At 43.5% G+C, this 26,478-nt stretch carries 15 protein-coding genes, 3 tRNA genes and 5 rRNA genes; 22 read left to right on the plus strand and 1 reads right to left on the minus strand.

The window, feature by feature from the left end:
- The first annotated feature begins 8 nt into the window (after positions 1–8).
- The 12 genes from FPK91_RS15695 (at position 9) to lpxC (ending at position 15,290) form a co-directional block, all read left to right on the plus strand.
- Positions 9–1,745 (plus strand): peptidoglycan D,D-transpeptidase FtsI family protein, encoded by a 1,737-nt coding sequence (locus FPK91_RS15695; protein WP_144212211.1) that lies wholly within the window; start codon positions 9–11, stop codon positions 1,743–1,745.
- Positions 1,742–3,283, plus strand: coding sequence for a UDP-N-acetylmuramoyl-L-alanyl-D-glutamate--2,6-diaminopimelate ligase (gene murE / locus FPK91_RS15700; RefSeq protein WP_144212213.1), 1,542 nt, complete (start codon positions 1,742–1,744; stop codon positions 3,281–3,283). Before FPK91_RS15695 ends, murE begins: the two co-directional genes overlap by 4 nt.
- Positions 3,283–4,656, plus strand: a complete 1,374-nt coding sequence (locus tag FPK91_RS15705; protein WP_144212215.1) for a UDP-N-acetylmuramoyl-tripeptide--D-alanyl-D-alanine ligase — start codon at positions 3,283–3,285, stop codon at positions 4,654–4,656. Before murE ends, FPK91_RS15705 begins: the two co-directional genes overlap by 1 nt.
- A complete protein-coding gene (gene mraY / locus FPK91_RS15710) occupies positions 4,657–5,739 on the plus strand; it encodes a phospho-N-acetylmuramoyl-pentapeptide-transferase (protein ID WP_144212217.1) in 1,083 nt (360 codons plus the stop codon).
- A gap of 6 nt (positions 5,740–5,745) precedes the next feature.
- Positions 5,746–7,071, plus strand: a complete 1,326-nt coding sequence (gene murD / locus FPK91_RS15715) for a UDP-N-acetylmuramoyl-L-alanine--D-glutamate ligase (protein ID WP_144212220.1) — start codon at positions 5,746–5,748, stop codon at positions 7,069–7,071.
- Entirely contained in the window at positions 7,058–8,269 is a 1,212-nt protein-coding gene (gene ftsW / locus FPK91_RS15720; RefSeq protein ID WP_144214476.1) for a cell division protein FtsW, read from the plus strand. Before murD ends, ftsW begins: the two co-directional genes overlap by 14 nt.
- Before the next feature lie 8 nt (positions 8,270–8,277).
- A complete protein-coding gene (gene murG / locus FPK91_RS15725) occupies positions 8,278–9,366 on the plus strand; it encodes an undecaprenyldiphospho-muramoylpentapeptide beta-N-acetylglucosaminyltransferase (RefSeq protein WP_144214478.1) in 1,089 nt (362 codons plus the stop codon).
- A gap of 1 nt (position 9,367) precedes the next feature.
- Complete coding sequence (gene murC, locus FPK91_RS15730; protein ID WP_144212222.1) at positions 9,368–10,834, plus strand: UDP-N-acetylmuramate--L-alanine ligase; 1,467 nt, start codon at positions 9,368–9,370, stop codon at positions 10,832–10,834.
- Positions 10,835–10,953: 119 nt separating this feature from the next.
- Positions 10,954–11,721 (plus strand): cell division protein FtsQ/DivIB, encoded by a 768-nt coding sequence (locus FPK91_RS15735; protein WP_144212224.1) that lies wholly within the window; start codon positions 10,954–10,956, stop codon positions 11,719–11,721.
- Positions 11,722–12,957, plus strand: a complete 1,236-nt coding sequence (ftsA, locus tag FPK91_RS15740; protein WP_144212226.1) for a cell division protein FtsA — start codon at positions 11,722–11,724, stop codon at positions 12,955–12,957. It abuts the gene before it with no gap.
- A 26-nt stretch (positions 12,958–12,983) separates the two neighbouring features.
- Entirely contained in the window at positions 12,984–14,159 is a 1,176-nt protein-coding gene (gene ftsZ, locus FPK91_RS15745) for a cell division protein FtsZ (RefSeq protein WP_144212228.1), read from the plus strand.
- Positions 14,160–14,369: 210 nt separating this feature from the next.
- Positions 14,370–15,290 carry a UDP-3-O-acyl-N-acetylglucosamine deacetylase gene (gene lpxC, locus FPK91_RS15750; protein WP_144212230.1) on the plus strand — a complete coding sequence of 307 codons (921 nt, stop codon included), beginning with the start codon at positions 14,370–14,372 and terminating at the stop codon, positions 15,288–15,290.
- 5 nt (positions 15,291–15,295) lie between these two features.
- Here lpxC and FPK91_RS15755 read toward each other — a convergent pair whose 3' ends face one another.
- Positions 15,296–15,748: a DUF721 domain-containing protein gene (locus FPK91_RS15755; protein WP_144212232.1), complete on the minus strand. Its 453-nt coding sequence runs from the start codon at positions 15,746–15,748 to the stop codon at positions 15,296–15,298.
- Between the two features lie 27 nt (positions 15,749–15,775).
- On the opposite strand from FPK91_RS15755, the gene FPK91_RS15760 reads away from it, so the two are divergent.
- The 10 genes from FPK91_RS15760 to rrf (FPK91_RS21295) all read left to right on the plus strand — a co-directional run bounded on the left by FPK91_RS15760 (position 15,776) and on the right by rrf (FPK91_RS21295) (position 26,026).
- Entirely contained in the window at positions 15,776–16,675 is a 900-nt protein-coding gene (locus FPK91_RS15760) for a M23 family metallopeptidase (RefSeq protein ID WP_144212234.1), read from the plus strand.
- 58 nt (positions 16,676–16,733) lie between these two features.
- Positions 16,734–19,466 (plus strand): preprotein translocase subunit SecA, encoded by a 2,733-nt coding sequence (secA, locus tag FPK91_RS15765; RefSeq protein WP_144212236.1) that lies wholly within the window; start codon positions 16,734–16,736, stop codon positions 19,464–19,466.
- A gap of 647 nt (positions 19,467–20,113) precedes the next feature.
- Positions 20,114–21,656: ribosomal RNA gene (locus FPK91_RS15770) — 16S ribosomal RNA — on the plus strand.
- A 73-nt stretch (positions 21,657–21,729) separates the two neighbouring features.
- Positions 21,730–21,806, plus strand: a tRNA-Ile gene (locus FPK91_RS15775).
- A gap of 61 nt (positions 21,807–21,867) precedes the next feature.
- Positions 21,868–21,943 (plus strand) — tRNA-Ala (locus FPK91_RS15780).
- A gap of 370 nt (positions 21,944–22,313) precedes the next feature.
- Positions 22,314–25,207 (plus strand): 23S ribosomal RNA (locus tag FPK91_RS15785).
- 182 nt (positions 25,208–25,389) lie between these two features.
- A 5S ribosomal RNA gene (gene rrf / locus FPK91_RS15790) occupies positions 25,390–25,505 on the plus strand.
- Between the two features lie 32 nt (positions 25,506–25,537).
- Positions 25,538–25,613, plus strand: a tRNA-Thr gene (locus FPK91_RS15795).
- 18 nt (positions 25,614–25,631) lie between these two features.
- Positions 25,632–25,747 (plus strand): 5S ribosomal RNA (gene rrf, locus FPK91_RS15800).
- A gap of 163 nt (positions 25,748–25,910) precedes the next feature.
- Positions 25,911–26,026, plus strand: a 5S ribosomal RNA gene (gene rrf / locus FPK91_RS21295).
- The 16S, 23S and 5S rRNA genes sit together here with 3 tRNA genes alongside, the layout of an rRNA operon.
- Positions 26,027–26,478: the final 452 nt, after the last annotated feature.

Here is a 26,478-nt window from a genome sequence, read left to right on the forward strand (position 1 = left end):
AAGGAATAATGGGCAGACAAGCTAAGCGCAAACTAAATCCAGAGCTAATTCCATGGCGATTATTCGTTGTGGTTGGTTTTGTGCTGTTTTTGTTTACTGCTTTAATCGCTCGAGCTGCTTTTATTCAGATTATTGAGCCTGATAAGTTACGTCATGAAAGTGATATGCGTACCTTGAGAACCACGAGTAATCAGGTGCAACGTGGACTCATTACTGACCGAAATGGTGAGATGCTGGCAGTCAGCGTTCCAGTTCGTGCAGTTTGGGCTGATCCTAAAGTATCCCATGATGAAGATGCTTTTAAAGATATGCGTCGTTGGCAAGCGCTTGCTGATATATTACATGTACCCGTAGACAGCATTGTTACCAAGGTTAAGAAAAACCCTAAACGTCGATTTATTTATCTAAAACGTCAAGTAACGCCAGCCGTCGCTGATTATATTAAACAGCTCAAAATCGCAGGCATTTATCTAAAGTCTGAATCCCGCCGTTATTATCCCGCTGGAGAAACCGCTGCGCAATTAGTCGGACTCACTAATATTGATGATGTGGGTATTGAAGGCATTGAAAATGCTTACGATAGTTGGTTAACCGGTACGCCTTCGAAACAAAAAGTTCGCAAGTCTCGCGATGGCAAAGTTGTGCAGCGTCTTGATATGGTTGAAGAGGGCGAAAGCTCAAACGACTTAGTGCTAAGTATCGATCAACGTATTCAGCAATTAGCTTATCGTGAACTCAAACGCACCACTGAGATTAACCAAGCGACGTCTGGTTCCGTCGTGGTACTTGATGTCCACACCGGTGAAGTGCTGGCGATGGTAAATACCCCGTCATACAATCCAAATTCTCGTGAAAACCTTCAATCTTATCGGATGCGTAATCGCGCCTTAACCGATACCTTTGAACCTGGTTCTACCGTTAAACCGTTTGTTGTTGCTGCTGCATTAGAAGCTGGCACAGTTAAACGTAATGACATTATTAATACCTCACCAGGTTGGATGCGTGTTGGTGGTCGCCAAGTACGTGACACAGTTAACTACGGCAATATGACGTTAGATAAAATTCTAGTGAAATCCAGTAACGTCGGTATCAGTAAAGTGTCGTTGTCTATGCCGGTACAAGAGTTGCTGGGTACTTATCAGTCTATGGGCTTAGGTAATTACTCTGGTATTAATTTAGCAGGTGAAAGCGCAGGGGTTATTCATGACCGTCGCCGTTGGTCCGATTTTGAACGCGCCACGTTATCCTATGGTTATGGTTTAACGGCTACACCACTTCAACTTGCAAGAATGTATGCAACCTTGGGTAGTGGTGGTGTTTTATATCCTGTTTCAATATTAAAGCTCAAGCAAGCGCCAAGAGGCGAGCAAGTGATCTCTGAGCAAGTCGCTAAAGATGTCATGGAAATGATGCTGGGTGTGACAGAGCGAGGTGGCACGGCCACTAAAGCGCATATTGACGGTTATCCTATCGCAGGCAAAACCGGTACCAGTCGTAAGTCTATTGCTGGTGGTTATGGTGATGATTATGTTTCATTGTTTGCTGGCGTTGCGCCAGTTCATAATCCGCGCTTAGCAATTTCAATTGTGGTAAATGAACCCAAAGGCGACCGTTATCACGGTGGTGATGTTGCTGGGCCTGCGTTTGCTAAAATAATGTCTGGTGCATTACAAATGCTCAATGTTGAACCGTTAAATGAACAAGAAAAAGTTAAATTGGCTGCAATTGCTCGGAGGGCAGAATAATGCTTCTTAGTGATTTGCTAGCACCATGGTTCCACTACTCTGGAATAGAATCTATCTCAGCAATGACACTGGATAGCCGCCAAGTCTCTCAAGGCTGCTTGTTTGTCGCGCTTCCTGGTCACAAAGTCGATGGTAAGCAATTTATTGCTAAAGCTATCGACAATGGGGCGGTTGGAGTATTGCTACATACTGATAATCCCGATGAACACGGCAAGGTTGACTATCTTGAGTCAGGTGCGGTGTTGGTGTCGTTTTTTCAATTAGGACGACAACTGTCGGCAGTTGCAGCGCAGCTTTATCCTGTTAATCAATCTCCAATGGCAATCATTGGAGTGACTGGGACCAATGGGAAAACATCAGTTAGTCAGCTAATCGCTCAACTAGTCACACTCATGCAGCGAAAAGCCGCAGTCATGGGCACATTGGGTAACGGCGTGTGGGGCAATTTAGTCGACAGTGGCAATACGACTGCTGATGCCATTACGCTAATTAAGCAGTTGCACCAATTTCAAACTGAACAAGTAAATGTGTGCGCAATTGAAGTTTCAAGCCATGGTTTAGTACAGGGGCGTGTCGAAGCCGTTCCTTTTAATACGGCCATTTTTACCAATTTAAGCCGTGACCACCTTGATTATCATGGTGATATGAATGCTTATGGTGCTGCGAAAAAACGCTTGTTTTCTTTTTCGAGTGTCAGACATGGCCTGGTAAATCTTGATGATGCAATTGGTTTGCAGTGGTTCAATGAACTGGCTAATCAATCGATTTTCGGGTTCAGTTTAACCGAACATCAATCTAGTCATTTCTATACAACAAACATGCAGTTCCATGATGCAGGTGTTTGCTGTGATTTTGTTTATCCAGCCCGTGGTGCAACTGACAGTTTAGCAAATAATAAAAAAATAACTGCTCAAGGCAAAATTGCATCTCCTTTATTAGGTGACTTTAACCTATCTAACCTTATAGCTGCATTAAGCGGTCTATATTTGCAAGGTTATGATATGGAAGAGTTACTTGAGGTGGTGCCATTACTCACGCCTGTCGCTGGTCGAATGGAGCGCTTTAACCAACACAAGGGTCCAACCTTGGTGGTTGATTACGCTCACACCCCAGATGCTATCGAACATGCTTTAAAAGCATTGCGTATTCATTGCCAAGGGACCTTGTGGTGCGTGTTTGGCTGTGGTGGTGACCGAGATAAAGGTAAGCGCCCATTGATGGCACAAGCAGCTGAAAAGTTCGCTGATAAAGTGATGGTCACCAGTGACAATGCCCGTAGTGAGGATCCCAAAACGATTATTGCTGATGTATTAGCAGGGCTTGAGCAACCGCAACAAGCGTTAACTGAAGTTGATCGCATTAAGGCGATACATATTATCACTTCACTCGCACAAGCTGGGGATATAGTACTGCTTGCGGGAAAAGGCCATGAAACTTATCAAGAAGCCAATGGCATTAAGATTGATTACGACGAACGTGCATTAGCTATCCAGCTAACAACACAAGATGCTAGCGCAATATCAGGAAGGGCAAGCTGATGATTGCATTAACGCTTTCTGAACTGACCAAAAGCCTTAATGGCACTCTCATTGGTAGTGATATGACTATCAGTGATGTCAGCAGTGACAGCAGAGCAATGAAAGGAAGTACGCTATTCGTTGCCTTAAAAGGCTTACGCTTTGATGGGCATAGCTTTGTTCAAACAGCCATTGATAATGGTGCTAAAGCGTTACTTGTTGAGCGTCAGTTAGATGTTAATATTCCGCAAATTATTGTGGCCAATAGCCAAAAAGCAATGGGGGCTATTGGCGCGTTAGTTCGCACTATAGTAAACCCAAAATCAATTGCACTAACAGGTTCAAACGGTAAAACAACAGTAAAAGAAATGGTCGCTGCTATCTTAACGCAGCAGCATAACGTGCTGTTTACTGCCGGTAACTTTAATAATGAAATTGGTGTACCGCTCACCTTGCTGAGATTAGAACAAGGGCATGAGTTTGGTGTGTTTGAATTGGGCGCAAATCATCAAGGTGAAATTAATTATACTTCATCTTTAGTGACGCCTCAGGTGGCGTTGGTGAATAATGTCGGTCGAGCGCATCTTGAAGGTTTTGGTTCTATTGAAGGTGTCGCTCAAGCGAAATCAGAGATTTTTAATCATTTAAGTGAAAATGGAACCGCCATTATCAATGCTGATGATGACTTTGCGGATTTTATATCACAAAAAGCAGCGTCTTTTAAACAATTAAGGTTTTCTAAAGTTGAGGAGACTGATGCAGATATTAAAGCATTGGCATTGCAGCCTGATAACAGCGGTTGCTATGGGTTTAACTTAGTCATTTCAGGGCAATCTTATTCTGTACAATTACCGTTAGCGGGTGAGCACCAAGTCAGTAATGCATTGGCTGCTACTGCTATTTGTTGTGCGCTTGGTATTTCCGTTGAAGATATTATTTCCGGGCTAACAAAACTGTCTCCTGTTAAGGGAAGAATGGTGCCGCACAAGTTAGGTCGAATTTTACTTGTAGATGATAGTTATAACGCCAATCCTACATCTGTGGATGCCGCCATTACCTGGTTAAAACAATCTCGAGGTTTTCGTTGTTTAGTGCTGGGAGATTTAGGTGAATTAGGTGACAATAGCGCCCTTTTGCACGCAGAGGTCGGACAACAAGCAAAATTAGCGGGTATTGATGCGCTATTTTGTTGTGGCGAGTTAACGTCTGCGACAAGTAAAGCATTTGGTACGGAACATTACTCTGACACCGATGCTGTAGCAGATGCGATCAAACAAAAAATAATTGAGTTGCCAACTGAGGTAACTATTTTAGTCAAAGGTTCACGAAGTGCAGCAATGGAATCTGTAGTTGAAGTGTTATTAGATGCCAATAGGCGCGGGGAGTTTGTTTAGATGCTGGCTTATTTAGCTGAGTATTTAACCCAGTTTTACAGTGGGTTTAATGTATTTTCATATGTCACGTTCAGAGCCATTTTAGGTTTAATGACGGGACTTATTTTCAGTTTATGGTTTGGCCCTAAATTGATTGAACGTTTGCAGTTATTACAAATCGGTCAAGTTGTTAGAAATGACGGCCCAGAATCACACTTTAGTAAGCGTGGAACACCTACAATGGGCGGCTTACTTATTTTAGCCGGCATTTTTGTCAGTGTTTTGTTATGGGGTGATTTATCTAATCGGTATGTCATCGTCATGCTATTTGTATTAGGTGCTTTTGGCGCTATTGGTTTCTTAGATGATTATTTGAAAGTGGTAAAAAAGGACTCTAAAGGTCTGATAGCACGCTGGAAATACGCATCACAGTCCATAGCAGCATTAGCGGTAGCTATCTATTTATATAGCTCAGCGACGATTCCGGGTGAAACTCAGTTAGTTGTGCCATTTTTCAAAGATGTGATGCCACAATTAGGCATGCTTTATATCGTACTGGCTTATTTTACGATTGTTGGTGCGAGTAACGCGGTTAACTTAACTGATGGTCTTGATGGTTTAGCCATTATGCCGACAGTGATGGTCGCTGCAGCTTTCGCATTGATCGCTTATTTATCTGGCCATGCACAATTTGCTGATTACTTACATATTCCACACTTACCTGATGCGGGTGAGTTAGTGATTGTATGTACCGCAATTGTCGGGGCAGGTTTAGGTTTCTTATGGTTTAACACCTATCCAGCACAAGTGTTTATGGGTGATGTAGGCTCATTAGCTTTGGGCGCAGGACTTGGCGCCATAGCCGTGCTTGTTCGCCAAGAAATCTTATTAGTTATTATGGGCGGCGTTTTTGTTATGGAAACGGTGTCGGTGATTTTACAGGTGGGTTCTTATAAATTACGTGGTCAGCGTATTTTTAGAATGGCACCGATTCACCATCATTACGAATTAAAAGGTTGGCCAGAACCAAGGGTGATTGTTCGCTTTTGGATTATTTCACTATTCCTAGTCATGCTAGGGCTGGCAACGCTTAAGTTAAGGTAAACAGCAATGCAAACATGCTATTCACACATCGTATTGGGATTAGGGGCAACAGGACTTTCTGTTGTGCGCTATTTGATGTCCCAAGGCATTACCCCATTAGTGATGGATAGTCGCAGAACACCACCAGGAAGCGAGACATTAGCTCATGAGTTTCCTGATGTTGAGTTATTAACGGGTGGTTTTGTTTGTCGTTCATTGGTGCAAGCTAAGCAGATTATTATTAGTCCAGGAATTCCAGTTGATACGCCAGAGATTCGTGCGGCAATGGATATGGGCATTGAAGTCATTGGTGATGTTGAACTGTTTGCTAGAGCGCTAGCCGAAAAGTCTCCATGTGTAGTTGCTATTACGGGCTCAAACGGTAAGACCACGGTGACAACCATGGTTTATGAAATGCTGAAAGCAGCAGGTAAAAAAGTCGCTGTTGGCGGTAATATTGGCATCCCTGTGTTGGATTTATTGACCACGGATGCTGACATTTATGTTCTTGAATTATCAAGCTTTCAGTTAGAAACCACCTTTAGTTTAAATTGTGTGGCGGCAACATGTTTGAATGTCAGTGAAGATCACATGGATCGCTACCATGATATTCATTCATATCGTGCGGCTAAGTTGCGTTTATATCAACAAAGTCGTTTTGTGATGTTTAATCGTGATGATCCACTGACAGCGCCTGATGAACCGACCAATCAAAATACATTTGGTTTGGGTGTACCAGAAGGTGATGCCTGGGGCTTAGTTGATGGAAAAATATTCCATGGCGAAAGTGAAATCATGAATTTACATGATGTGAGCTTAATCGGTAGTCATAATCAGTCAAATTTATTGGCCGCAATGGCGTTAACTGATGCTTGCGGGATCGATAAGCAATTTATGATTGATATCGCCACTAACTTCAGCGGTCTTGAACACCGTTGTGAAATGGTTGGGATCAAGCAAGGTGTTACCTATATCAATGATTCTAAGGCGACCAATGTTGGGGCAACCGTTGCGGCATTGAATGGCTTAAGTGATCACTTAGGCGATTTAATCCTAATTGCTGGAGGAGAAGGTAAAGGTGCTGACTTTAAAGAGCTGACTGAATCATTAAATAATGTCACCCAGCTCATTACCTTTGGTAAAGACGGTAATAAAATCGCTAAGTTAAAGCCTGAAAGTATCGAAGTTAGTACGCTTGAAGAAGCCGTAAATAAAGCGGTTGAAATAACATTCTCAGGTGACATTGTATTATTGTCTCCTGCATGTGCAAGTACTGATATGTATAAAAACTTCATGGCTCGTGGTAATGACTTTAAACAATTGGTGGGGCTGATTGAAGATGGCGAGGGGTGAGCAGTTCAGCTTATTTCTAAAAAATCTTAAGCGCTTCTGGCCGAATGTATTATCGGAAAGCGCACCGAGTGAGCAGCTTTACGATCGAAGTTTATTTGTTGCTGTCGCTGGACTAATCGCTTTTGGGTTTGTGATGGTGATGTCGGCTTCTATGCCAGAAGCCCAAAAGTTAACTGACAACCCGTTTCATTTTATTTATCGCCATATAGCGTACTTAATGGGTTGTGTTGTCATTGCTTATGCTGTGCTCAATATTGAAATGAAAATATGGGAACGATATAGCGCCTATTTGGTGTTAATCGTACTGGTTATGTTGGTCGCGGTGTTACTCGTTGGCACTACCGTTAATGGGGCGACACGTTGGTTGGCAATTGGGCCCGTGCGGATCCAGGTTGCAGAGATAGCAAAATTTGTATTTATTATTTATATGGCGGGATATTTAGTCCGTCGTCACGGTGAATTAAGAGAGAACAGTAAGGGTTTTATCAAGCCTATTATTGTATTTACTTTATTCGCCTTGTTGATTCTTGCACAACCCGATTTAGGCACTGTGGTTGTATTGTTTGTATGTACTGTCAGTTTGTTATTTTTGGCAGGGGCGAGAATCTTAGACTTTTTAGTGTTGATGTTTTTTGGTATTGGTTCGTTTATTTTTCTGGTGGTTTTTGAGCCTTATCGAATGCGCAGGGTGACGTCTTTTCTTGACCCTTGGGAAGATCCATTCGGTAGTGGTTACCAGTTAACACAGTCACTAATGGCTTATGGTCGTGGTGATTTATTTGGGCAAGGTTTAGGTAACAGCATACAAAAGTTATCTTATTTACCTGAAGCTCATACCGATTTCATCTTTGCAGTCATTGGCGAAGAGCTGGGTTTTGTTGGCATTGTTTGTGTCTTGAGTGTGCTATTTTTTGTCGCATTTAGAGCGATTAGATTAGGTAACTTGTGTTTGAGCATTCAACGTCCATTTGAAAGTTATTTAGCTTATGGCATCGGTATTTGGATTTGTTTTCAGACAGTAGTTAACGTGGGTGCAAGTATTGGTATGTTGCCAACAAAAGGTCTAACACTACCGTTTATTAGTTATGGTGGCAGTAGTTTGTGGGTCATGACTGCAGCAGTTATGTTATTAATTCGAATTGACTATGAACGACGATTAAGTTTGATTCAAGCGGTGCAAGGGAGAGTAAAGAAATGAGCCCTAATATGACAAGTGCACCCAAGTTATTGGTGATGGCAGGTGGGACTGGCGGACATGTTTTTCCTGCACTCGCTGTCGCAAAAGCATTATCAGATAAAGGTTGGCAAGTACGCTGGTTAGGTACGGCTGACAGAATGGAAGCAAGGTTAGTCCCTCAACACGGGTTTGATATTGAATTTATCGATATTAAAGGTGTTAGAGGCAATGGCATCATTCGAAAATTAGCAGCGCCATTTAAAATTTTACGTTCTATTATGCAAGCGAAGTCGTTCATTAATGATTATGAACCCAATGTGATTTTGGGCATGGGTGGTTTTGCCAGTGGTCCTGGCGGTGTAGCCGCTAAATTGTCTGGCATTCCATTAGTGTTGCATGAACAAAATGCGATTCCGGGAATGACTAATAAGCTGCTGTCAAAAATCGCTAACAAGGTACTGTGCGCATTTCCTGATACCTTTTTACCGGCTGTTAACGCTGAAGTTGTTGGTAACCCAATTCGACAGGAATTAGTTGAGTTAGGCCAAGAGTTAGTTTTCGCTGAGGATGAAGCACTGAAAGTGTTAGTTGTTGGCGGCAGTTTAGGTGCAAAAGTATTTAATGATGTTATGCCAGAGGTTGTCGCTCATTTGAGTTTGCAGCACTCAGTGACGGTGTGGCATCAAGTTGGTAAAGGCAATGAAGCTAAGGTTAAAGCGCTTTACCAAGATAAAGGTCAAGCAGCTAGCGTCAATGTTGCTGAGTTTATTGATGACATGGAAGCGGCTTATCGTTGGGCTGACGTCGTTGTTTGCCGTTCTGGTGCATTAACCGTATCAGAATTAGCAGCTGTCGGGCGTGGCAGTATATTGGTGCCATATCCACATGCAGTGGATGATCATCAAACTAAAAATGCTTCAGTATTAGTAGAAGCTGGAGCGGCATTTTTATTACCGCAAACCATATTAAATGCAGATAACTTGGCTGAAAAACTCAATTTGTTTGCTGAAAATCGACACGTAGTTTCTCAAATGGCACATCAAGCCAGAAGTGTTGCAGTATTAGATGCAACCCAACGTGTCGCCAGTATTTGTGCTGAATTAGCACGAAAGGATTAACATGATTAAAACAGAAAAGTACGCCCAATTACGCACAATGATCCCTGAGATGAGACGGGTTAAAAAAATCCATTTCGTCGGTATTGGTGGCGCTGGTATGGGGGGTATTGCTGAAGTATTAGTGAATGAAGGTTATCACATTAGTGGTTCTGACATCGCTAACAACACCGTAACAGAAAGGCTTGAGAGTTTAGGTGCTAAGATCATTATTGGCCATCAAGCACAAAGCGTTACTGATGTTGATGTGGTGGTTGTCTCAACTGCAATCAATACTGAAAATCCAGAGATTATAGCTGCAAAAGAGCAACGTATTCCGATTGTTCGCCGCGCAGAAATGTTAGCTGAGCTTATGCGTTATCGTCATGGTGTTGCCATTGCGGGCACACACGGTAAAACGACGACAACAAGTTTGATTGCCAGTGTATACGGACAAGCAGAACGTGATCCAACATTCGTTATTGGCGGGTTATTAAATAGCGCAGGTACCAATGCTAGATTGGGCACAAGCCGTTATTTGATTGCTGAAGCAGATGAAAGTGATGCCAGTTTTTTGCACTTACAACCAATGGTAAGTGTGATTACCAATATCGAAGCTGACCATATGGATACCTATGACGGTGATTTTGAAAAATTGAAAACGACTTTTATCGATTTTTTACATAACTTACCTTTCTATGGTGTCGCAGTGATGTGCATCGATGATGAAGTTATTCAAGAGATAATGCCTAGAGTCGGTAGACAAGTTGTCACTTACGGGTTTAGTGAAAATGCAGATGTGCAGGCTCTTAATTTTAATCAAGTGGGGCATCAGAGTCAGTTTAGTGTCCGTCGTAAAAACCGTGATGATTTAGATATCGTGTTAAATCTTCCTGGTGAACACAATGTGCTAAATGCTTTAGCGGCCATAGCTGTGGCAACGGAAGATGAAATTGACGATGAAGCTATTGTTACCGCTCTTGCAGAATTTGAAGGCATTGGCCGTCGTTTCCAGCACCTAGGTGAGTTTGATACTGCTAACGGTAAAGTGATGGTTGTGGATGACTATGGTCATCACCCAAGCGAGGTGCTTGCAACCATAAAAGCGGTAAGAGCAGGTTGGCCTGATAAGCGTTTAGTGATGGCTTATCAGCCCCACCGTTATAGCCGTACTCGTGACCTATATGAAGATTTTGTTGAAGTACTATCACAAGTGGACGGATTGTTATTACTGGATGTCTACGCAGCAGGTGAGAGTGTAATTCCTGGCGCTGACAGCAGAGCTTTATGCCGCTCGATTCGTTTAAGAGGCCAAGTAGACCCTATATTTGTGGCTTCACCTGAATTACTGGTAGATGTGTTGCCAAATGTACTGCAAGAAGGTGATTTATTATTAACCCAAGGCGCGGGCAATATTGGCGCTTTGTCAAAGCAGCTTGCAGCGACGAACTTGGGTTTTAATACTGCTATCATTGAAAATAATGCTGAATAACTTACAGTCTATAAATGGTTGTAAAATATAATCTTTAATACGAGCGGTATGCTAGATATAATGGTGAATGACTGCATGAAATTGAAATTGACATTGTATAAATTGGAGTTGCAGTAACCGTGGCGTGGAGTGACAAAGCTCGCCAGTTAAAAGGCCATTTAAATGAAATTAATTGGTATTTATATACGGGGTTAGTGTTTTTACTCATTGTACTAATGACAATTTTTTTAGCTGGTTTTAAGTTGAATGTGCTATTGAATGATGCTGATGCATTGCCTATTGAGGCAGTAGCAGTAAGAGGCGAAAGGTTATATACCACAGACTCCGAAATTCAAGCAGCACTACAGGAATTAATGCAGCGGAGTTTTTTTAGTGCTGACGTAGAGGAAGTGCAGGAGGCATTAGAGTCATTACCTTGGGTTTATCACGCTTCGGTAAGGCGTGAGTGGCCGGCAAAATTGAAAGTGACGTTGCAAGAGCAACATGCTGTAGCCCATTGGAATGGTGATGATTGGCTTAATGTGAATGGCGAAGTGTTTGTTGCCCAATCTCATCCAACGATCAATGCTTTACCTATGTTGTCTGGACCAGAAGAAATGTCAGCTGAAGTGTTAACTAGCTATCAGCAAATAGAAGATTTATTAAGTATTAATGGTTTTAAACTCGCGAGTTTAAGTTTAAGTCCTCGTCATGCTTGGCATGCGACACTGGATAATGGCATCCTGCTTGAAATTGGCAGGGAAGATAAGATGTCGAGAATACAAAGATTTATTAATGTTTACCCTGAAATAACCAAAAATGACAAGCCAATAGCGACGATAGATTTACGCTATGACACAGGTGTAGCTGTGGGCTGGGATGATACTAAAACAGAGAGTCGACACTAAATGACCAAGAATCAGGAAAGAAATCTTATCGTAGGCTTGGATATTGGCACCTCTAAGGTGGCAGTAATCATTGGTGAAGTGCTACCCGACGGTGAGATAAGCGTGGTCGGTTTAGGTAATCATCCATCTCGCGGTATGGATAAGGGTGGCGTAAATGATCTGGACTCTATTGTACGCAGTGTGCAAAGAGCACTAGATCAAGCTGAACTGATGGCAGACTGTCAGGTTTCATCTGTTTACTTAAGTATTTCAGGTAAACATATTGCATGCCAAAATGAAAATGGAATGGTGTCGATTAATGATGAAGAAGTAACACAAGAAGATGTGGAAAATGTTATCCATACTGCGCGTTCGGTAAAGATCCCGACAGAGCGAAGAATCCTTCATGTGTTACCTCAAGAATATTCAATTGATGTTCAAGATGGTATTAAGAGCCCTATTGGTATGTCAGGTATGCGTATGGAAGCGAAAGCGCATATTGTTACCTGCGCAAATGATATGGCTAAAAATATTACTAAGAGCGTCGAGCGCTGCGGTTTAACCGTTGATGACCTTGTTTTCTCAGGTATTGCATCAGCAGACTCAGTGCTAACCAATGATGAAAAAGATTTAGGGGTATGTATTGTGGATATCGGTGGTGGCACCACCGATATAGCAGTCTATACCAACGGTGCATTAAGACATTGCGCTGTGATATCAGTAGCCGGCAATCAAGTGACAAGTGATATTGCAAAAATATTCCGTACACCGTTGACGCACGCTGAACAGATAAAAGTACAGTTTGCCAGCGCGAGAAGCGCAATGGTAAGTCGCGAAGATAGTATTGAAGTGCCTTCAGTTGGCGGTAGACCTTCACGCAGCATGTCACGACATACGTTAGCGGAAGTGGTTGAGCCAAGGTATCAAGAGCTATTTGAATTAGTATTGAAAGAATTAACCGACAGTGGTTTAGAAGATCAAATCGCTGCAGGGATCGTTTTAACAGGTGGTACGTCATCGATTACAGGTGCTGTAGATATTGCAGAAGCAACTTTCGGGATGCCAGTAAGGGTAGCGACACCACTACCTGTTAAAGGGTTAAATGAATATGTAGATCAACCTATTTACTCAACAGGAATAGGTTTGCTTCATTATGGCGCCAGACGCGTAATCGAACGTCAGTTCGAGCGACCTGAGCGTCAAGGGGTTACCAGTCTTTTGAATCGGGTCAAAAGCTGGTTTAAGGGTGAATTTTAATAACGCAGGCAAACGGAGATCAGACTATGTTTGAGATCATGGACACTCATAACGACGAAGCGGTGATCAAAGTCATCGGCGTCGGTGGCGGCGGCGGAAACGCAGTCGAACATATGGTAAAGCACAGCATCGAAGGTGTTGAGTTTATCGTAACAAACACGGATGCTCAGGCATTACGTAAGTCAGGTGCTGGCTCTACTATTCAATTAGGACGTGATGTCACTAAAGGATTGGGTGCTGGAGCAAATCCTGATGTTGGTCGTCAAGCGGCTGAAGAAGATAAAGAAAACATTCGTGCTGCGATTAAAGGATCTGACATGATCTTTATTGCTGCAGGTATGGGTGGTGGTACCGGTACTGGTGCAGCCCCTGTTGTTGCAGAAATTGCGCGTGAAGAAGGTATTCTGACCGTTGCAGTAGTGACAAAGCCTTTCCCATTTGAAGGCAAAAAACGCATGTTATTTGCTGAGCAAGGTATTGCTGAACTTGCCAAGCATGTTGACTCATTAATTACGATCCCAAATGAAAAACTATTAAAAGTATTGGGTCGTGGTACATCATTATTAGACGCATTTGCTGCAGCTAATAATGTATTACTAGGTGCAGTCCAAGGTATTGCTGAGTTAATTACCCGTCCAGGTTTAATCAACGTGGATTTCGCCGATGTTAAAACAGTGATGTCTGAAATGGGTAATGCCATGATGGGTACTGGCGTAGCAACTGGCGATGACCGTGCCGAAGAAGCGGCAGAAGCGGCTGTTGCAAGTCCATTACTAGAAGATATTGATCTAGCTGGCGCCCGTGGCGTATTGGTCAATATTACTGCCGGTATGGATATCAGTATTGAAGAGTTAGAAACCGTGGGTAACCATGTTAAAGCTTACGCATCTGATAATGCTACCGTAGTCGTTGGCGCAGTAATCGATCCTGAAATGAGTGAAGAGCTTCGTGTCACCGTGGTTGCTACTGGTATTGGCGCTGAGAAAAAGCCTGATATTCAATTAGTCACTAAACCGGTTTCACGTCCAGAGCCAGCACCTATTGAAGCGAAAGTTGAGCAAGCTGATGAGCATATTACAGCAAGTTATGTGGCGCCTACGGGCAATGCTGTTCCAGCTCAACAGCCAGTAGCACAACCAGCTACACGTGTAGACGGTGACTATTTAGATATCCCTGCATTTTTACGTAAGCAAGCAGATTAATTTAAATCTGACAGCAAAGTTAAAATGTTGAATAACTAAGATGTTGATAGAATGTTGCTTGTGTAAGTAGAGGCGTATTAAAAACTACTATATGGTATTTTTTTTGTGAAAAGCCAATTTTATGGTAGTATACGGCCTCAGCTTACTGGGTGAACTCAGTGTATTTAGCTTGTGAATGTTTATTTTAAAGTGATTAAAACGGGTAACTGAATGATTTTTCAAAGAACTGTTCAAAAAATGGTGAAGAGTACTGGTGTCGGGCTTCATTCCGGCAACAAGGTAACTCTTTGCATTATGCCCGCACCTGTCAATACTGGTATCGTACTTCGACGTACTGATTTAAGCCCTGCTGTGGAAATCCCAGCAAAGGCGCATTTAGTGCGTGAAACAACAATGTGTACGGCATTGGTGAATGATGAAGGTGTTCGCATTTCAACTATCGAACATTTGTTTGCAGCGCTTGCAGGCCTTGGCATTGATAACGCAGTTATTGAAGTTGATGCTCCTGAAATCCCGATTATGGATGGCAGTGCAAGTCCGTTTGTTTTTTTACTGCAAAGTGCAGGTATTAAAGAGCAAGCGGTTGCTAAAAAATATATCAAAATCAATAAGACTATACGTGTTGAAGACGGAGATAAATGGGCTGAATTAAAGCCATTTAAAGGCTTTAGAGTTGATTTTAAAATTGACTTTGATCACCCTGAAATCTCACGTAGTCAACAACACATGATTATGGATTTTTCAACATCGGCTTTTGTTAAAGATATCAGCCGTGCTAGAACATTTGGTTTTATGAGAGATATTGAATATCTTCGAGCCAATAACTTAGCACTTGGCGGCAGCATGGAAAATGCTGTAGTGCTTGATGAGTATCGAGTCCTTAACCCTGATGGTCTGCGATATGAAGACGAATTCGTTAAGCACAAGATTTTAGATGCATTTGGTGATTTATATGTTGCAGGTCATGCCATCGTTGGTGAGTTCTGTGCATATAAAACGGGTCATGCTTTGAATAACCAATTGGTTAGAGCATTGCTGGCTCAACAGGAAGCCTGGGAGTTAGTTAGCTTCGAAAATGAAGTTGATGTTCCTTTAAGCTTTATGGTGCCAGGTGCCGCATCTTTAGCATAAAGTAGTTAAGATTGCCTATTACGGCTGGCTAATGCAGCCAGCCGTTTTAGTTTTTCGCCTAGTGAACCTTCTACGTGATCAGCCAATGTCTGCAGGTGCTCTGCAGCAGCAGGGCTGATTTTTGCGTAATTAGTTGTGGCTTTACTTGGTGTTATTGCTAACCCTGGGTTGACTTTAACCTCTATTGCGGTAAGCATTGGAAGTGTCTCTTCTTTAAGTTGTTGCAGAAGTTTGGTCTTTTGGAAGTTTATTCTAGCAGCCCATGCAGCCGAAGTAGTTTCAATAACAAGAACACCCTGACGAAGATTAGCGACTTTTAGCTGTTCAGCAACAGGACCATTTAAACTTTGCTTTACGTAATTATTAAGCTGGTTTAACAGTTCTGCTTTTTCAGCAAATGCCGGTAATGTTCCTGATTGATGTAGTAATCTACTGAGATCCTGAGGGGGCTTTTTCATATGATAATAAGATGGCTGAGTTAGGCTATGAGTGTAACAGTTTTTATTCAAGGTCGAAATGGAGTTACGCGCTGGCATCCTAGCAAGCGTTGGTTACTTCTACCTATTCTATTAGTTGCAGCAGGAACCGGCATTTATCACCAAAATGTTGAGCGTTTTGCTAAACAACAGACCAAAGTTGATGAAAATCAAAAGCTGCGCGAACAACAAAAGCAGCAGGTCGTAAATCTCAAAAAAGCAACAGAAACCCAATTAGCTACATTGGTGACTCATGTCGCCTCTATGCAAGCCAAAATTACCCGTCTCGAAGCGCTCGGTCAGCAAGTTGCTGAAAATAATTTACTTGAAGATCAATTCGACTTTGCCACAGAAGTGGGTGTCGGTGGGCTGAGTGAAATGGGCGCTGGCGTGGAAATAAACCAACTGTTGAACGATATGACACAGCTGGTATCAAGAATTGATAATAATAATGTTCAACTGTCTCTACTTGAAACAGTCTCAACTAATCTCCATATAGATGAAGAACGTTATATATCAGGGCGACCAATCTCTAAAGGTTGGTTATCTTCGCCCTACGGTTTACGGAATGACCCTTTTAATGGTCGTAGAACAATGCATAAAGGTATTGATTTTGCGGGCACTGAAGGCGGCGATGTTATTGCAACTGCTGCAGGTGTAGTAACGTGGTCTGGAAATATGCTTGGATATGGTGGGTTAGTCGAAATTGATCATGGAAATGGTCTTCGAACCCGCTATGGACACAACAAATCTATGTCAGTAAACCTAGGTGACGTCGTTGCCAAAGGCGATAAAATTGCCAGTATGGGAAGCACAGGCCGTTCAACTGGTCCCCACGTGCATTACGAAGTTTTACGAAACGGACAGCAAATAGATCCAAGAAAGTTCGTCTATCGCAAAGCGAGTTAATAACATTTTCGGTTAAGTCGCTCATTTGAGCTCAACCTACAAGAGATAAGTGATTAAGATGTTAGGCAAATTACTGACAAAAGTATTCGGCAGTCGTAACGACCGTACCTTGAAAGGCCTTGGTAAAGTTGTAATTAAAATTAATGCATTAGAAGCTGAATATGAAAAGCTATCTGATGAAGAACTAAAAGCCAAAACAGAAGATTTTCGCCAGCGTATTGAAAACGGTGAAACGTTAGATTCACTGATGGCAGAAGTGTTTGCCACTGTACGTGAAGCATCTAAACGTGTTTTCGACATGCGTCATTTTGACGTGCAATTACTGGGTGGTATGGTACTAGATAGTAACCGTATCGCTGAAATGAGAACCGGTGAAGGTAAAACCTTAACTGCAACGCTGCCAGCTTATTTAAATGGTATCACTGGTAAAGGCGTTCACGTCATTACAGTGAATGACTATCTTGCTCGCCGTGATGCGGAAAACAACCGTCCATTGTTTGAATTCTTAGGGCTAAGCGTTGGTATTAACGTCGCAGGTCTTGGTCAAGTAGAAAAGAAAGAAGCATACAACTCAGATATTACCTATGGTACTAACAACGAGTTTGGTTTCGATTACCTACGTGACAACATGGCTTTCTCTCCTCAAGAACGAGTTCAACGTCCGTTGCATTACGCACTGATTGATGAAGTCGATTCAATTCTAATCGATGAAGCTCGTACGCCATTGATTATCTCTGGTGCTGCTGAGAATAGTTCAGAACTTTATATTAAAGTTAACACGCTTATTCCTAATCTTATCGTTCAAGAAAAAGAAGATACAGAAGATGAGATTGGTGAAGGTGATTTCAGTATTGATGAAAAAGCCAAACAAGTTCACTTTACTGAACGTGGTCAAGAAAAAGTCGAGCAACTTTTAGTTGAACTTGGTGTGCTTAATGAAGGTGATTCACTTTATTCGGCAGCGAATATTTCGTTACTGCATCACGTTAATGCCGCTTTAAGAGCGCATAAATTATTTGAACGTGATGTTGATTATATTGTTCAAGACGATGAAGTGATTATTGTTGATGAACATACCGGCCGTACCATGCCAGGTCGTCGTTGGTCTGAAGGTTTACATCAAGCTGTTGAAGCTAAAGAAAGTGTAAATATTCAAAATGAAAACCAAACACTAGCGTCAATAACATTCCAAAACTACTTCCGTCAATATGAGAAGTTAGCTGGGATGACGGGTACTGCAGATACCGAAGCTTTTGAGTTTCAACACATCTATGGATTAGATACTGTTGTTGTCCCAACTAATAAGCCGATGGTTCGTAATGATATGCCTGATTTGGTTTATCTTACTGCGACAGAAAAATACAATGCCATCATCGAAGATATCAAAGGTTGTCGTGAACGCGGACAGCCGGTGCTTGTTGGTACCGTATCAATTGAACAATCTGAGCTTTTAGCCACGCTATTAACTCAAGCTAAAATTCAACATTCAGTATTGAATGCGAAGTTCCATGAAAAAGAAGCAGATATTGTTGCTCAAGCAGGTAGTGCTGGAGTCGTGACAATTGCAACTAACATGGCAGGACGTGGTACCGATATCGTGTTAGGCGGTAACTGGAAAGTCGAAGTTGAAGCATTAAAGAATCCAACCGAAGATCAAATTGCTCGCATTAAAGCGGAATGGCAAATTCGCCATGATGCTGTTATTGCGTCAGGTGGTTTACACATCCTAGGTACAGAGCGTCATGAATCTCGTCGTATCGATAACCAGTTACGTGGTCGTTCTGGTCGTCAAGGTGATGCAGGTTCTTCACGTTTCTATCTTTCTATGGAAGATAGCTTGATGCGTATCTTCGCTTCAGAAAAAGTATCTGGCATGATGAAAAAGCTAGGTATGGAAGAAGGCGAAGCCATCGAGCATCCTTGGGTATCTCGTGCGATTGAAAACGCGCAACGTAAAGTAGAAGCACGTAACTTCGATATTCGTAAGCAACTACTAGAATACGATGATGTTGCCAATGACCAACGTCAGGTTGTGTACTCACAGCGTAACGAGTTAATGGATGCTGAAACGATTGAAGATACTATCTCTAATATTGAACAAGATGTTGTCAGTGGTGTGATTGATCAATATATCCCTCAACAATCAGTTGAAGAATTATGGGATGTACCCGCTTTAGAGCAACGTCTTGCACAAGAGTTTGGTTTGCAACTGACTATTCAAGAGTGGCTAGATACTGAAGATGATCTTCATGAAGAAACATTACGTGAGCGTATTGTTTCTAGTTGGAGCGAAGCATACAAAGCTAAAGAACAGATGGTAGGCGAACAAGTTCTCCGTCAATTTGAAAAAGCGGTCATGCTGCAAACACTAGATGGACTTTGGAAAGAGCATTTAGCGGCAATGGATCATTTGCGTCAAGGTATTCACTTACGTGGCTATGCGCAGAAAAATCCAAAGCAAGAATACAAACGTGAATCGTTTGAGCTATTCCAGCAAATGTTGGAGTCGTTAAAGCATGATGTGATTAGCGTACTATCTAAAGTACAAGTACAAGCGCAGTCAGACGTCGATGATATGGAGCAGCGTCGTCGCGATGAAGAAGCTAAAGTTCAACGTGAATACCAGCATGCAGCATCAGAATCATTAACTGATAACTCTGAAGGTGAAGCTATACCTGCAACAGCTACAGCAAGAACGGTAATCAGAGACGGTGAAAAGGTCGGTCGTAATGATCCCTGTCCTTGTGGCTCAGGTAAGAAGTATAAGCAATGTCATGGTAAATTGAGCTAAACCTCTCCTTATCATTGTCATTTTAAAAAGCAGCCAATTTGGCTGCTTTTTTTGTGCTTACTAAAAAGTGGCTGCAAATTAGTCGTTTAGTGGTTTTTTGTGGATAACTTTGGGGGTAAATAGTGGGTAGCTTGTGGCTAATATAAAAGATCATGAAAAATGCAAAAAACATTGAAAAATCCCTTGCAGACTTTCAGAATCTCCCTATAATGCGCAACCACTGACACGGCAAACCACGCACTAGCATGGGTTACACGCCAAATCAGTTCACTGTAAAGTGACGCTGAAAATAGTTTTTAAATAAGTTTAAAAATGACTTGACGCGATAAGGGAATTGCGTAGAATACGCATCCCAAGCCAACGACCTAGCGTCTACTGGCGGAGTCTGAAAAATTGATTCCACGCTCTTTAACAATTTATCAAGTAATCTGTGTGGACATTCACAGGTGTTGAGTTAATCGAAATTGCTTACTTCTTTCTAGTAAAGAATGTAGCAATCAAAATTATTTACTCAATGTAACGATGAGTGTTCATAGCAATATGTAACAAACGTTTTAGAGATTCTTCCGAGTCTTTAAAATGAAATCAGAATTCATTGAGCCGAAGCGACGTTCTTATTTATAAGGATGGTTGCTTTAACAAAACTTTAATTGAAGAGTTTGATCATGGCTCAGATTGAACGCTGGCGGCAGGCCTAACACATGCAAGTCGAGCGGTAACACAAGGGAGCTTGCTCCTGAGGTGACGAGCGGCGGACGGGTGAGTAATGCCTAGGGATCTGCCCAGTCGAGGGGGATAACAGTTGGAAACGACTGCTAATACCGCATACGCCCTACGGGGGAAAGGAGGGGACCTTCGGGCCTTTCGCGATTGGATGAACCTAGGTGGGATTAGCTAGTTGGTGAGGTAATGGCTCACCAAGGCGACGATCCCTAGCTGTTCTGAGAGGATGATCAGCCACACTGGGACTGAGACACGGCCCAGACTCCTACGGGAGGCAGCAGTGGGGAATATTGCACAATGGGCGAAAGCCTGATGCAGCCATGCCGCGTGTGTGAAGAAGGCCTTAGGGTTGTAAAGCACTTTCAGTAGGGAGGAAAGGTTAACGGTTAATAACCGTTAGCTGTGACGTTACCTACAGAAGAAGGACCGGCTAACTTCGTGCCAGCAGCCGCGGTAATACGAGGGGTCCAAGCGTTAATCGGAATTACTGGGCGTAAAGCGTACGCAGGCGGTTCATTAAGCTAGATGTGAAATCCCCGGGCTCAACCTGGGAATTGCATTTAGAACTGGTGAACTAGAGTCTTGTAGAGGGGGGTAGAATTTCAGGTGTAGCGGTGAAATGCGTAGAGATCTGAAGGAATACCGGTGGCGAAGGCGGCCCCCTGGACAAAGACTGACGCTCATGTACGAAAGCGTGGGGAGCAAACAGGATTAGATACCCTGGTAGTCCACGCCGTAAACGATGTCTACTCGGAGTTTGGTGCCTTGAGCACTGGGCTCCCAAGCTAACGCATTAAGTAGACCGCCTGGGGAGTACGGCCGCAAGGTTAAAACTCAAATGAATTGACGGGGGCCCGCACAAGCGGTGGAGCATGTGGTTTAATTCGATGCAACGCGAAGAACCTTACCTACTCTTGACATCCACAGAACTTACCAGAGATGGTTTGGTGCCTTCGGGAACTGTGAGACAGGTGCTGCATGGCTGTCGTCAGCTCGTGTTGTGAAATGTTGGGTTAAGTCCCGCAACGAGCGCAACCCCTATCCTTATTTGCCAGCGCGTAATGGCGGGAACTCTAGGGAGACTGCCGGTGATAAACCGGAGGAAGGTGGGGACGACGTCAAGTCATCATGGCCCTTACGAGTAGGGCTACACACGTGCTACAATGGCGTATACAGAGGGTTGCAAAGCCGCAAGGTCTAGCTAATCTCACAAAGTACGTCGTAGTCCGGATCGGAGTCTGCAACTCGACTCCGTGAAGTCGGAATCGCTAGTAATCGTAGATCAGAATGCTACGGTGAATACGTTCCCGGGCCTTGTACACACCGCCCGTCACACCATGGGAGTGGGCTGCACCAGAAGTAGATAGTCTAACCTTCGGGAGGACGTTTACCACGGTGTGGTTCATGACTGGGGTGAAGTCGTAACAAGGTAGCCCTAGGGGAACCTGGGGCTGGATCACCTCCTTACCTATACGACTAACTCAATATTTGATGAGTGTTCACACAGATTACTTGATAGAAAGAAAGAGCAATATACGTTGGGTCTGTAGCTCAGCTGGTTAGAGCGCACCCCTGATAAGGGTGAGGTCGGTGGTTCAAGTCCACTCTGACCCACCAAAATCTTCATTTCTCCTAAGCGAAGATTTTGTATTAACGTATTTGTTCACTGCATGTAAATGGGGCTATAGCTCAGCTGGGAGAGCGCCTGCCTTGCACGCAGGAGGTCTGCGGTTCGATCCCGCATAGCTCCACCATTTACATCTTCTCATTATTTTGAGTCGACATATGCAATTAAGAGATGCCAAAGATAATCTGAACATTATCTTTGGCTTTTTTTAGCCCGTTCTTTAACAATTTGGAAAGCTGATAGTATTTAACATGATGATGTCTGTCGTTATGTTATTTACAAAATCGTATTATTGGGAAATTAATCCTTTTTCAGTAATACATTGAGTTCTCAAAACACTTTATTAAGTGTCTTGAATATTCTAAAAATCTAAGGCGAATTTGTGTACTCGAAAGAGATGCAAATTATGTAATAAACCAGCTAGTTACGATATAACTGTTAAGGCTACCCGCTTTAACAACACTTGTTTTCATTTATGAAACTGATGTGGGTTGTATGGTTAAGTGACTAAGCGTATACGGTGGATGCCTTGGCAGTCAGAGGCGATGAAGGACGTAATAACTTGCGAAAAGCGTTGGCGAGCTAGTAATAAGCACTTGAGCTAACGATATCCGAATGGGGAAACCCGGCCACATAAGTGGTCATCATACAGTGAATACATAGCTGTATGAGGCGAACTCGGGGAACTGAAACATCTAAGTACCCGAAGGAAAAGAAATCAACCGAGATTCCCCTAGTAGCGGCGAGCGAACGGGGATTAGCCCTTAAGTCTATGGGGTGTTAGTGGAATGAGTTGGAAAGCTCAACGGTACAGGGTGATAGTCCCGTACATGAAAACTAACCATAGATGAAAACGAGTAAGGCGGGACACGTGACATCCTGTTTGAATATGGGGGGACCATCCTCCAAGGCTAAATACTCCTGACTGACCGATAGTGAACCAGTACCGTGAGGGAAAGGCGAAAAGAACCCCTGTGAGGGGAGTGAAATAGAACCTGAAACCGTGTACGTACAAGCAGTGGGAGCGGTTCTTGAGACCGTGACTGCGTACCTTTTGTATAATGGGTCAGCGACTTACGTTTTGTAGCGAGGTTAAGCGAATAGCGGAGCCGTAGGGAAACCGAGTGTTAACTGCGCGTTTAGTTGCAAGGCGTAGACCCGAAACCGAGTGATCTAGCCATGGGCAGGTTGAAGGTTGAGTAACATCAACTGGAGGACCGAACCGACTAATGTTGAAAAATTAGCGGATGACTTGTGGCTGGGGGTGAAAGGCCAATCAAACTCGGAGATATCTGGTTCTCCTCGAAAGCTATTTAGGTAGCGCCTCGAGCGAATACCACTGGGGGTAGAGCACTGTTAAGGCTAGGGGGTCATCCCGACTTACCAACCCTTTGCAAACTCCGAATACCAGTGAGTACTACTCGGGAGACAGACGGCGGGTGCTAACGTCCGTCGTCAAAAGGGAAACAACCCAGACCATCAGCTAAGGTCCCAAAGTTATTGCTAAGTGGGAAACGATGTGGGAAGGCTTAGACAGCTAGGATGTTGGCTTAGAAGCAGCCATCATTTAAAGAAAGCGTAATAGCTCACTAGTCGAGTCGGCCTGCGCGGAAGATTTAACGGGGCTAAGCAATACACCGAAGCTATGGGTTTGCTAGTTTACTAGCAAGCGGTAGAGGAGCGTTCTGTAAGCGGTTGAAGGTGAAGGGGTAACCCACACTGGACGTATCAGAAGTGCGAATGCTGACATGAGTAACGATAAAGGGAGTGAAAAACTCCCTCGCCGAAAGACCAAGGGTTCCTGTCCAACGTTAATCGGGGCAGGGTGAGTCGACCCCTAAGGCGAGGCCGAAAGGCGTAGTCGATGGGAAACAGGTCAATATTCCTGTACTTCTGCTAACTGCGATGGAGAGACGGAGAAGGCTAGGCTAGCGCGGCGTTGGTAGTCCGCGTTTAAGGTTGTAGGCTGTAAACTTAGGCAAATCCGGGTTTACTTAAGGCTGAGAACTGATGACGAGTCACTAAGGTGATGAAGTAGTTGATGCCATGCTTCCAGGAAAATCTTCTAAGCTTCAGGTTAGTAGGAATCGTACCCCAAACCGACACAGGTGGTCGGGTAGAGAATACCAAGGCGCTTGAGAGAACTCGGCTGAAGGAACTAGGCAAAATGGTACCGTAACTTCGGGAGAAGGTACGCTCCTGACGGTGATGAGACTTGCTCTCTAAGCTGTTGGGAGTCGCAGATACCAGGTGGCTGCAACTGTTTATCAAAAACACAGTACTGTGCAAAATCGCAAGATGACGTATACGGTATGACGCCTGCCCGGTGCTTGAAGGTTAATTGATTGGGTTATCTTCGGAGAAGCTCATGATCGAAGCCCAAGTAAACGGCGGCCGTAACTATAACGGTCCTAAGGTAGCGAAATTCCTTGTCGGGTAAGTTCCGACCTGCACGAATGGCGTAATGATGGCCACGCTGTCTCCAGCCGAGACTCAGTGAAGTTGAAATTGCGGTGAAGATGCCGTATACCCGCGGCTAGACGGAAAGACCCCGTGAACCTTTACTATAGCTTGGCACTGAACATTGAACCTACATGTGTAGGATAGGTGGGAGACTTTGAAACTTCGTCGCTAGATGGAGTGGAGTCAATCTTGAAATACCACCCTTGTAGTTTTGATGTTCTAACCGCGGCCCCTTATCGGGGTTCGGGACAGTGCCTGGTGGGTAGTTTGACTGGGGCGGTCTCCTCCCAAAGAGTAACGGAGGAGCACGAAGGTTGGCTAAGTACGGTCGGACATCGTACGGTTAGTGCAATGGCATAAGCCAGCTTAACTGCGAGACATACACGTCGAGCAGGTACGAAAGTAGGTCATAGTGATCCGGTGGTTCTGTATGGAAGGGCCATCGCTCAACGGATAAAAGGTACTCCGGGGATAACAGGCTGATACCGCCCAAGAGTTCATATCGACGGCGGTGTTTGGCACCTCGATGTCGGCTCATCACATCCTGGGGCTGAAGTCGGTCCCAAGGGTATGGCTGTTCGCCATTTAAAGTGGTACGCGAGCTGGGTTCAGAACGTCGTGAGACAGTTCGGTCCCTATCTGCCGTGGGCGTTGGATGATTGAAGGAAGCTGCTCCTAGTACGAGAGGACCGGAGTGGACGAACCGCTGGTGTTCGGGTTGTTATGCCAATAGCATTGCCCGGTAGCTACGTTCGGAATCGATAACCGCTGAAAGCATCTAAGCGGGAAGCGAGTCCTAAGATGAGTCATCCCTAGAGATTTAATCTCTCTAAAGAGCCGTTCGAGACTAGGACGTTGATAGGCAGGGTGTGTAAGCGTTGTGAGGCGTTGAGCTAACCTGTACTAATGACTCGTGAGGCTTAACCATACAACCCAGATGAGTTTTATCTGAGTGAGTTGTGGTAACTAGATTTATTACAGACTGAAAAGTCGAACTTAGATACGAATATAAAGCGCTTAATGAAGTGCGAACTCAAAAAAATCTCGAAAGAGTTATCAGATTTCCGAATTATTATTTACTGCGAATGCGGTAAATGAAGCAAGAATTTGCTTGGTGACAATAGCATTGTGGTACCACCTGATCCCATCCCGAACTCAGCAGTGAAACGCAATAGCGCCGATGATAGTGTGGGGTCTCCCCATGTGAAAGTAGGTCATCGCCAAGCGCCTAATTTTCTAGAAAGAGAACCAAGATCATGCTGATATGGCTCAGTCGGTAGAGCGCATCCTTGGTAAGGATGAGGTCCCCAGTTCGATTCTGGGTATCAGCACCATCTTTAAAACCAGATTTGTCTGGAGACAATAGCATTGTGGTACCACCTGATCCCATCCCGAACTCAGCAGTGAAACGCAATCGCGCCGATGATAGTGTGGGGTCTCCCCATGTGAAAGTAGGTCATTTCCAGACGCCAAATTAGATAAAGCCCTAACTCAACGAGTTAGGGCTTTTTTCGTTTGATTTATTATTTTTGTACGAGTATTTAATACACTAGTAATTACTCACTAGGTAGAGCGCATTCTTGGTAAGGATGAGGTCGCCGCTCGATTCACCATCCTTAAAAATAGCGTTGTCTGGAGACAATATCATTGTAGTAACATCTGATCACATCCCAAATTGAGCAGTGAAACGCAATTACGCCGATGATAGTGTGGGGACTCCCCATGTGTAAACAGGTTATTTCCAGGTGCCAAATAAGATAAAGGCCTAACTCATGAGTTAGGCCTTTTTTCGTTTGGGTTTGTAAAACATTTACAGCTAAAAGGTTGTCGATAAATGAGTATTACACATAACTTTTGGCTGTTTGGTTCTTTGATTGTCACAAATAATTTAAGTGAAGAGCTAAATAAAGTTCAAAAAATGCGGAGTGTTTGATTTTATAAACTAATGACTCTTCGACTCTTCGACTCTTCGACTCTTCGACTCTTCGACTCTTCGACTCTTCTACTCTTCTACTCTTCTACTCTTCTACTCTTCTACTCTTCTACTCTTCTACTCTTCTACTCTTCTACTCTTCCGTCTATATAACTCATTTTTCGACTCAAAAAGATTAACGGCTCTAAACATCTTATAAAAAGTCATACTTCAACCTATCTGTATGGCGCAGCTATGCCAGCTGTATTAACTTTATAGAAGTTTTT

Origin of the sequence: Shewanella donghaensis, from assembly GCF_007567505.1 — a bacterium.
In the GTDB taxonomy this organism is placed as follows: domain Bacteria; phylum Pseudomonadota; class Gammaproteobacteria; order Enterobacterales; family Shewanellaceae; genus Shewanella; species Shewanella donghaensis.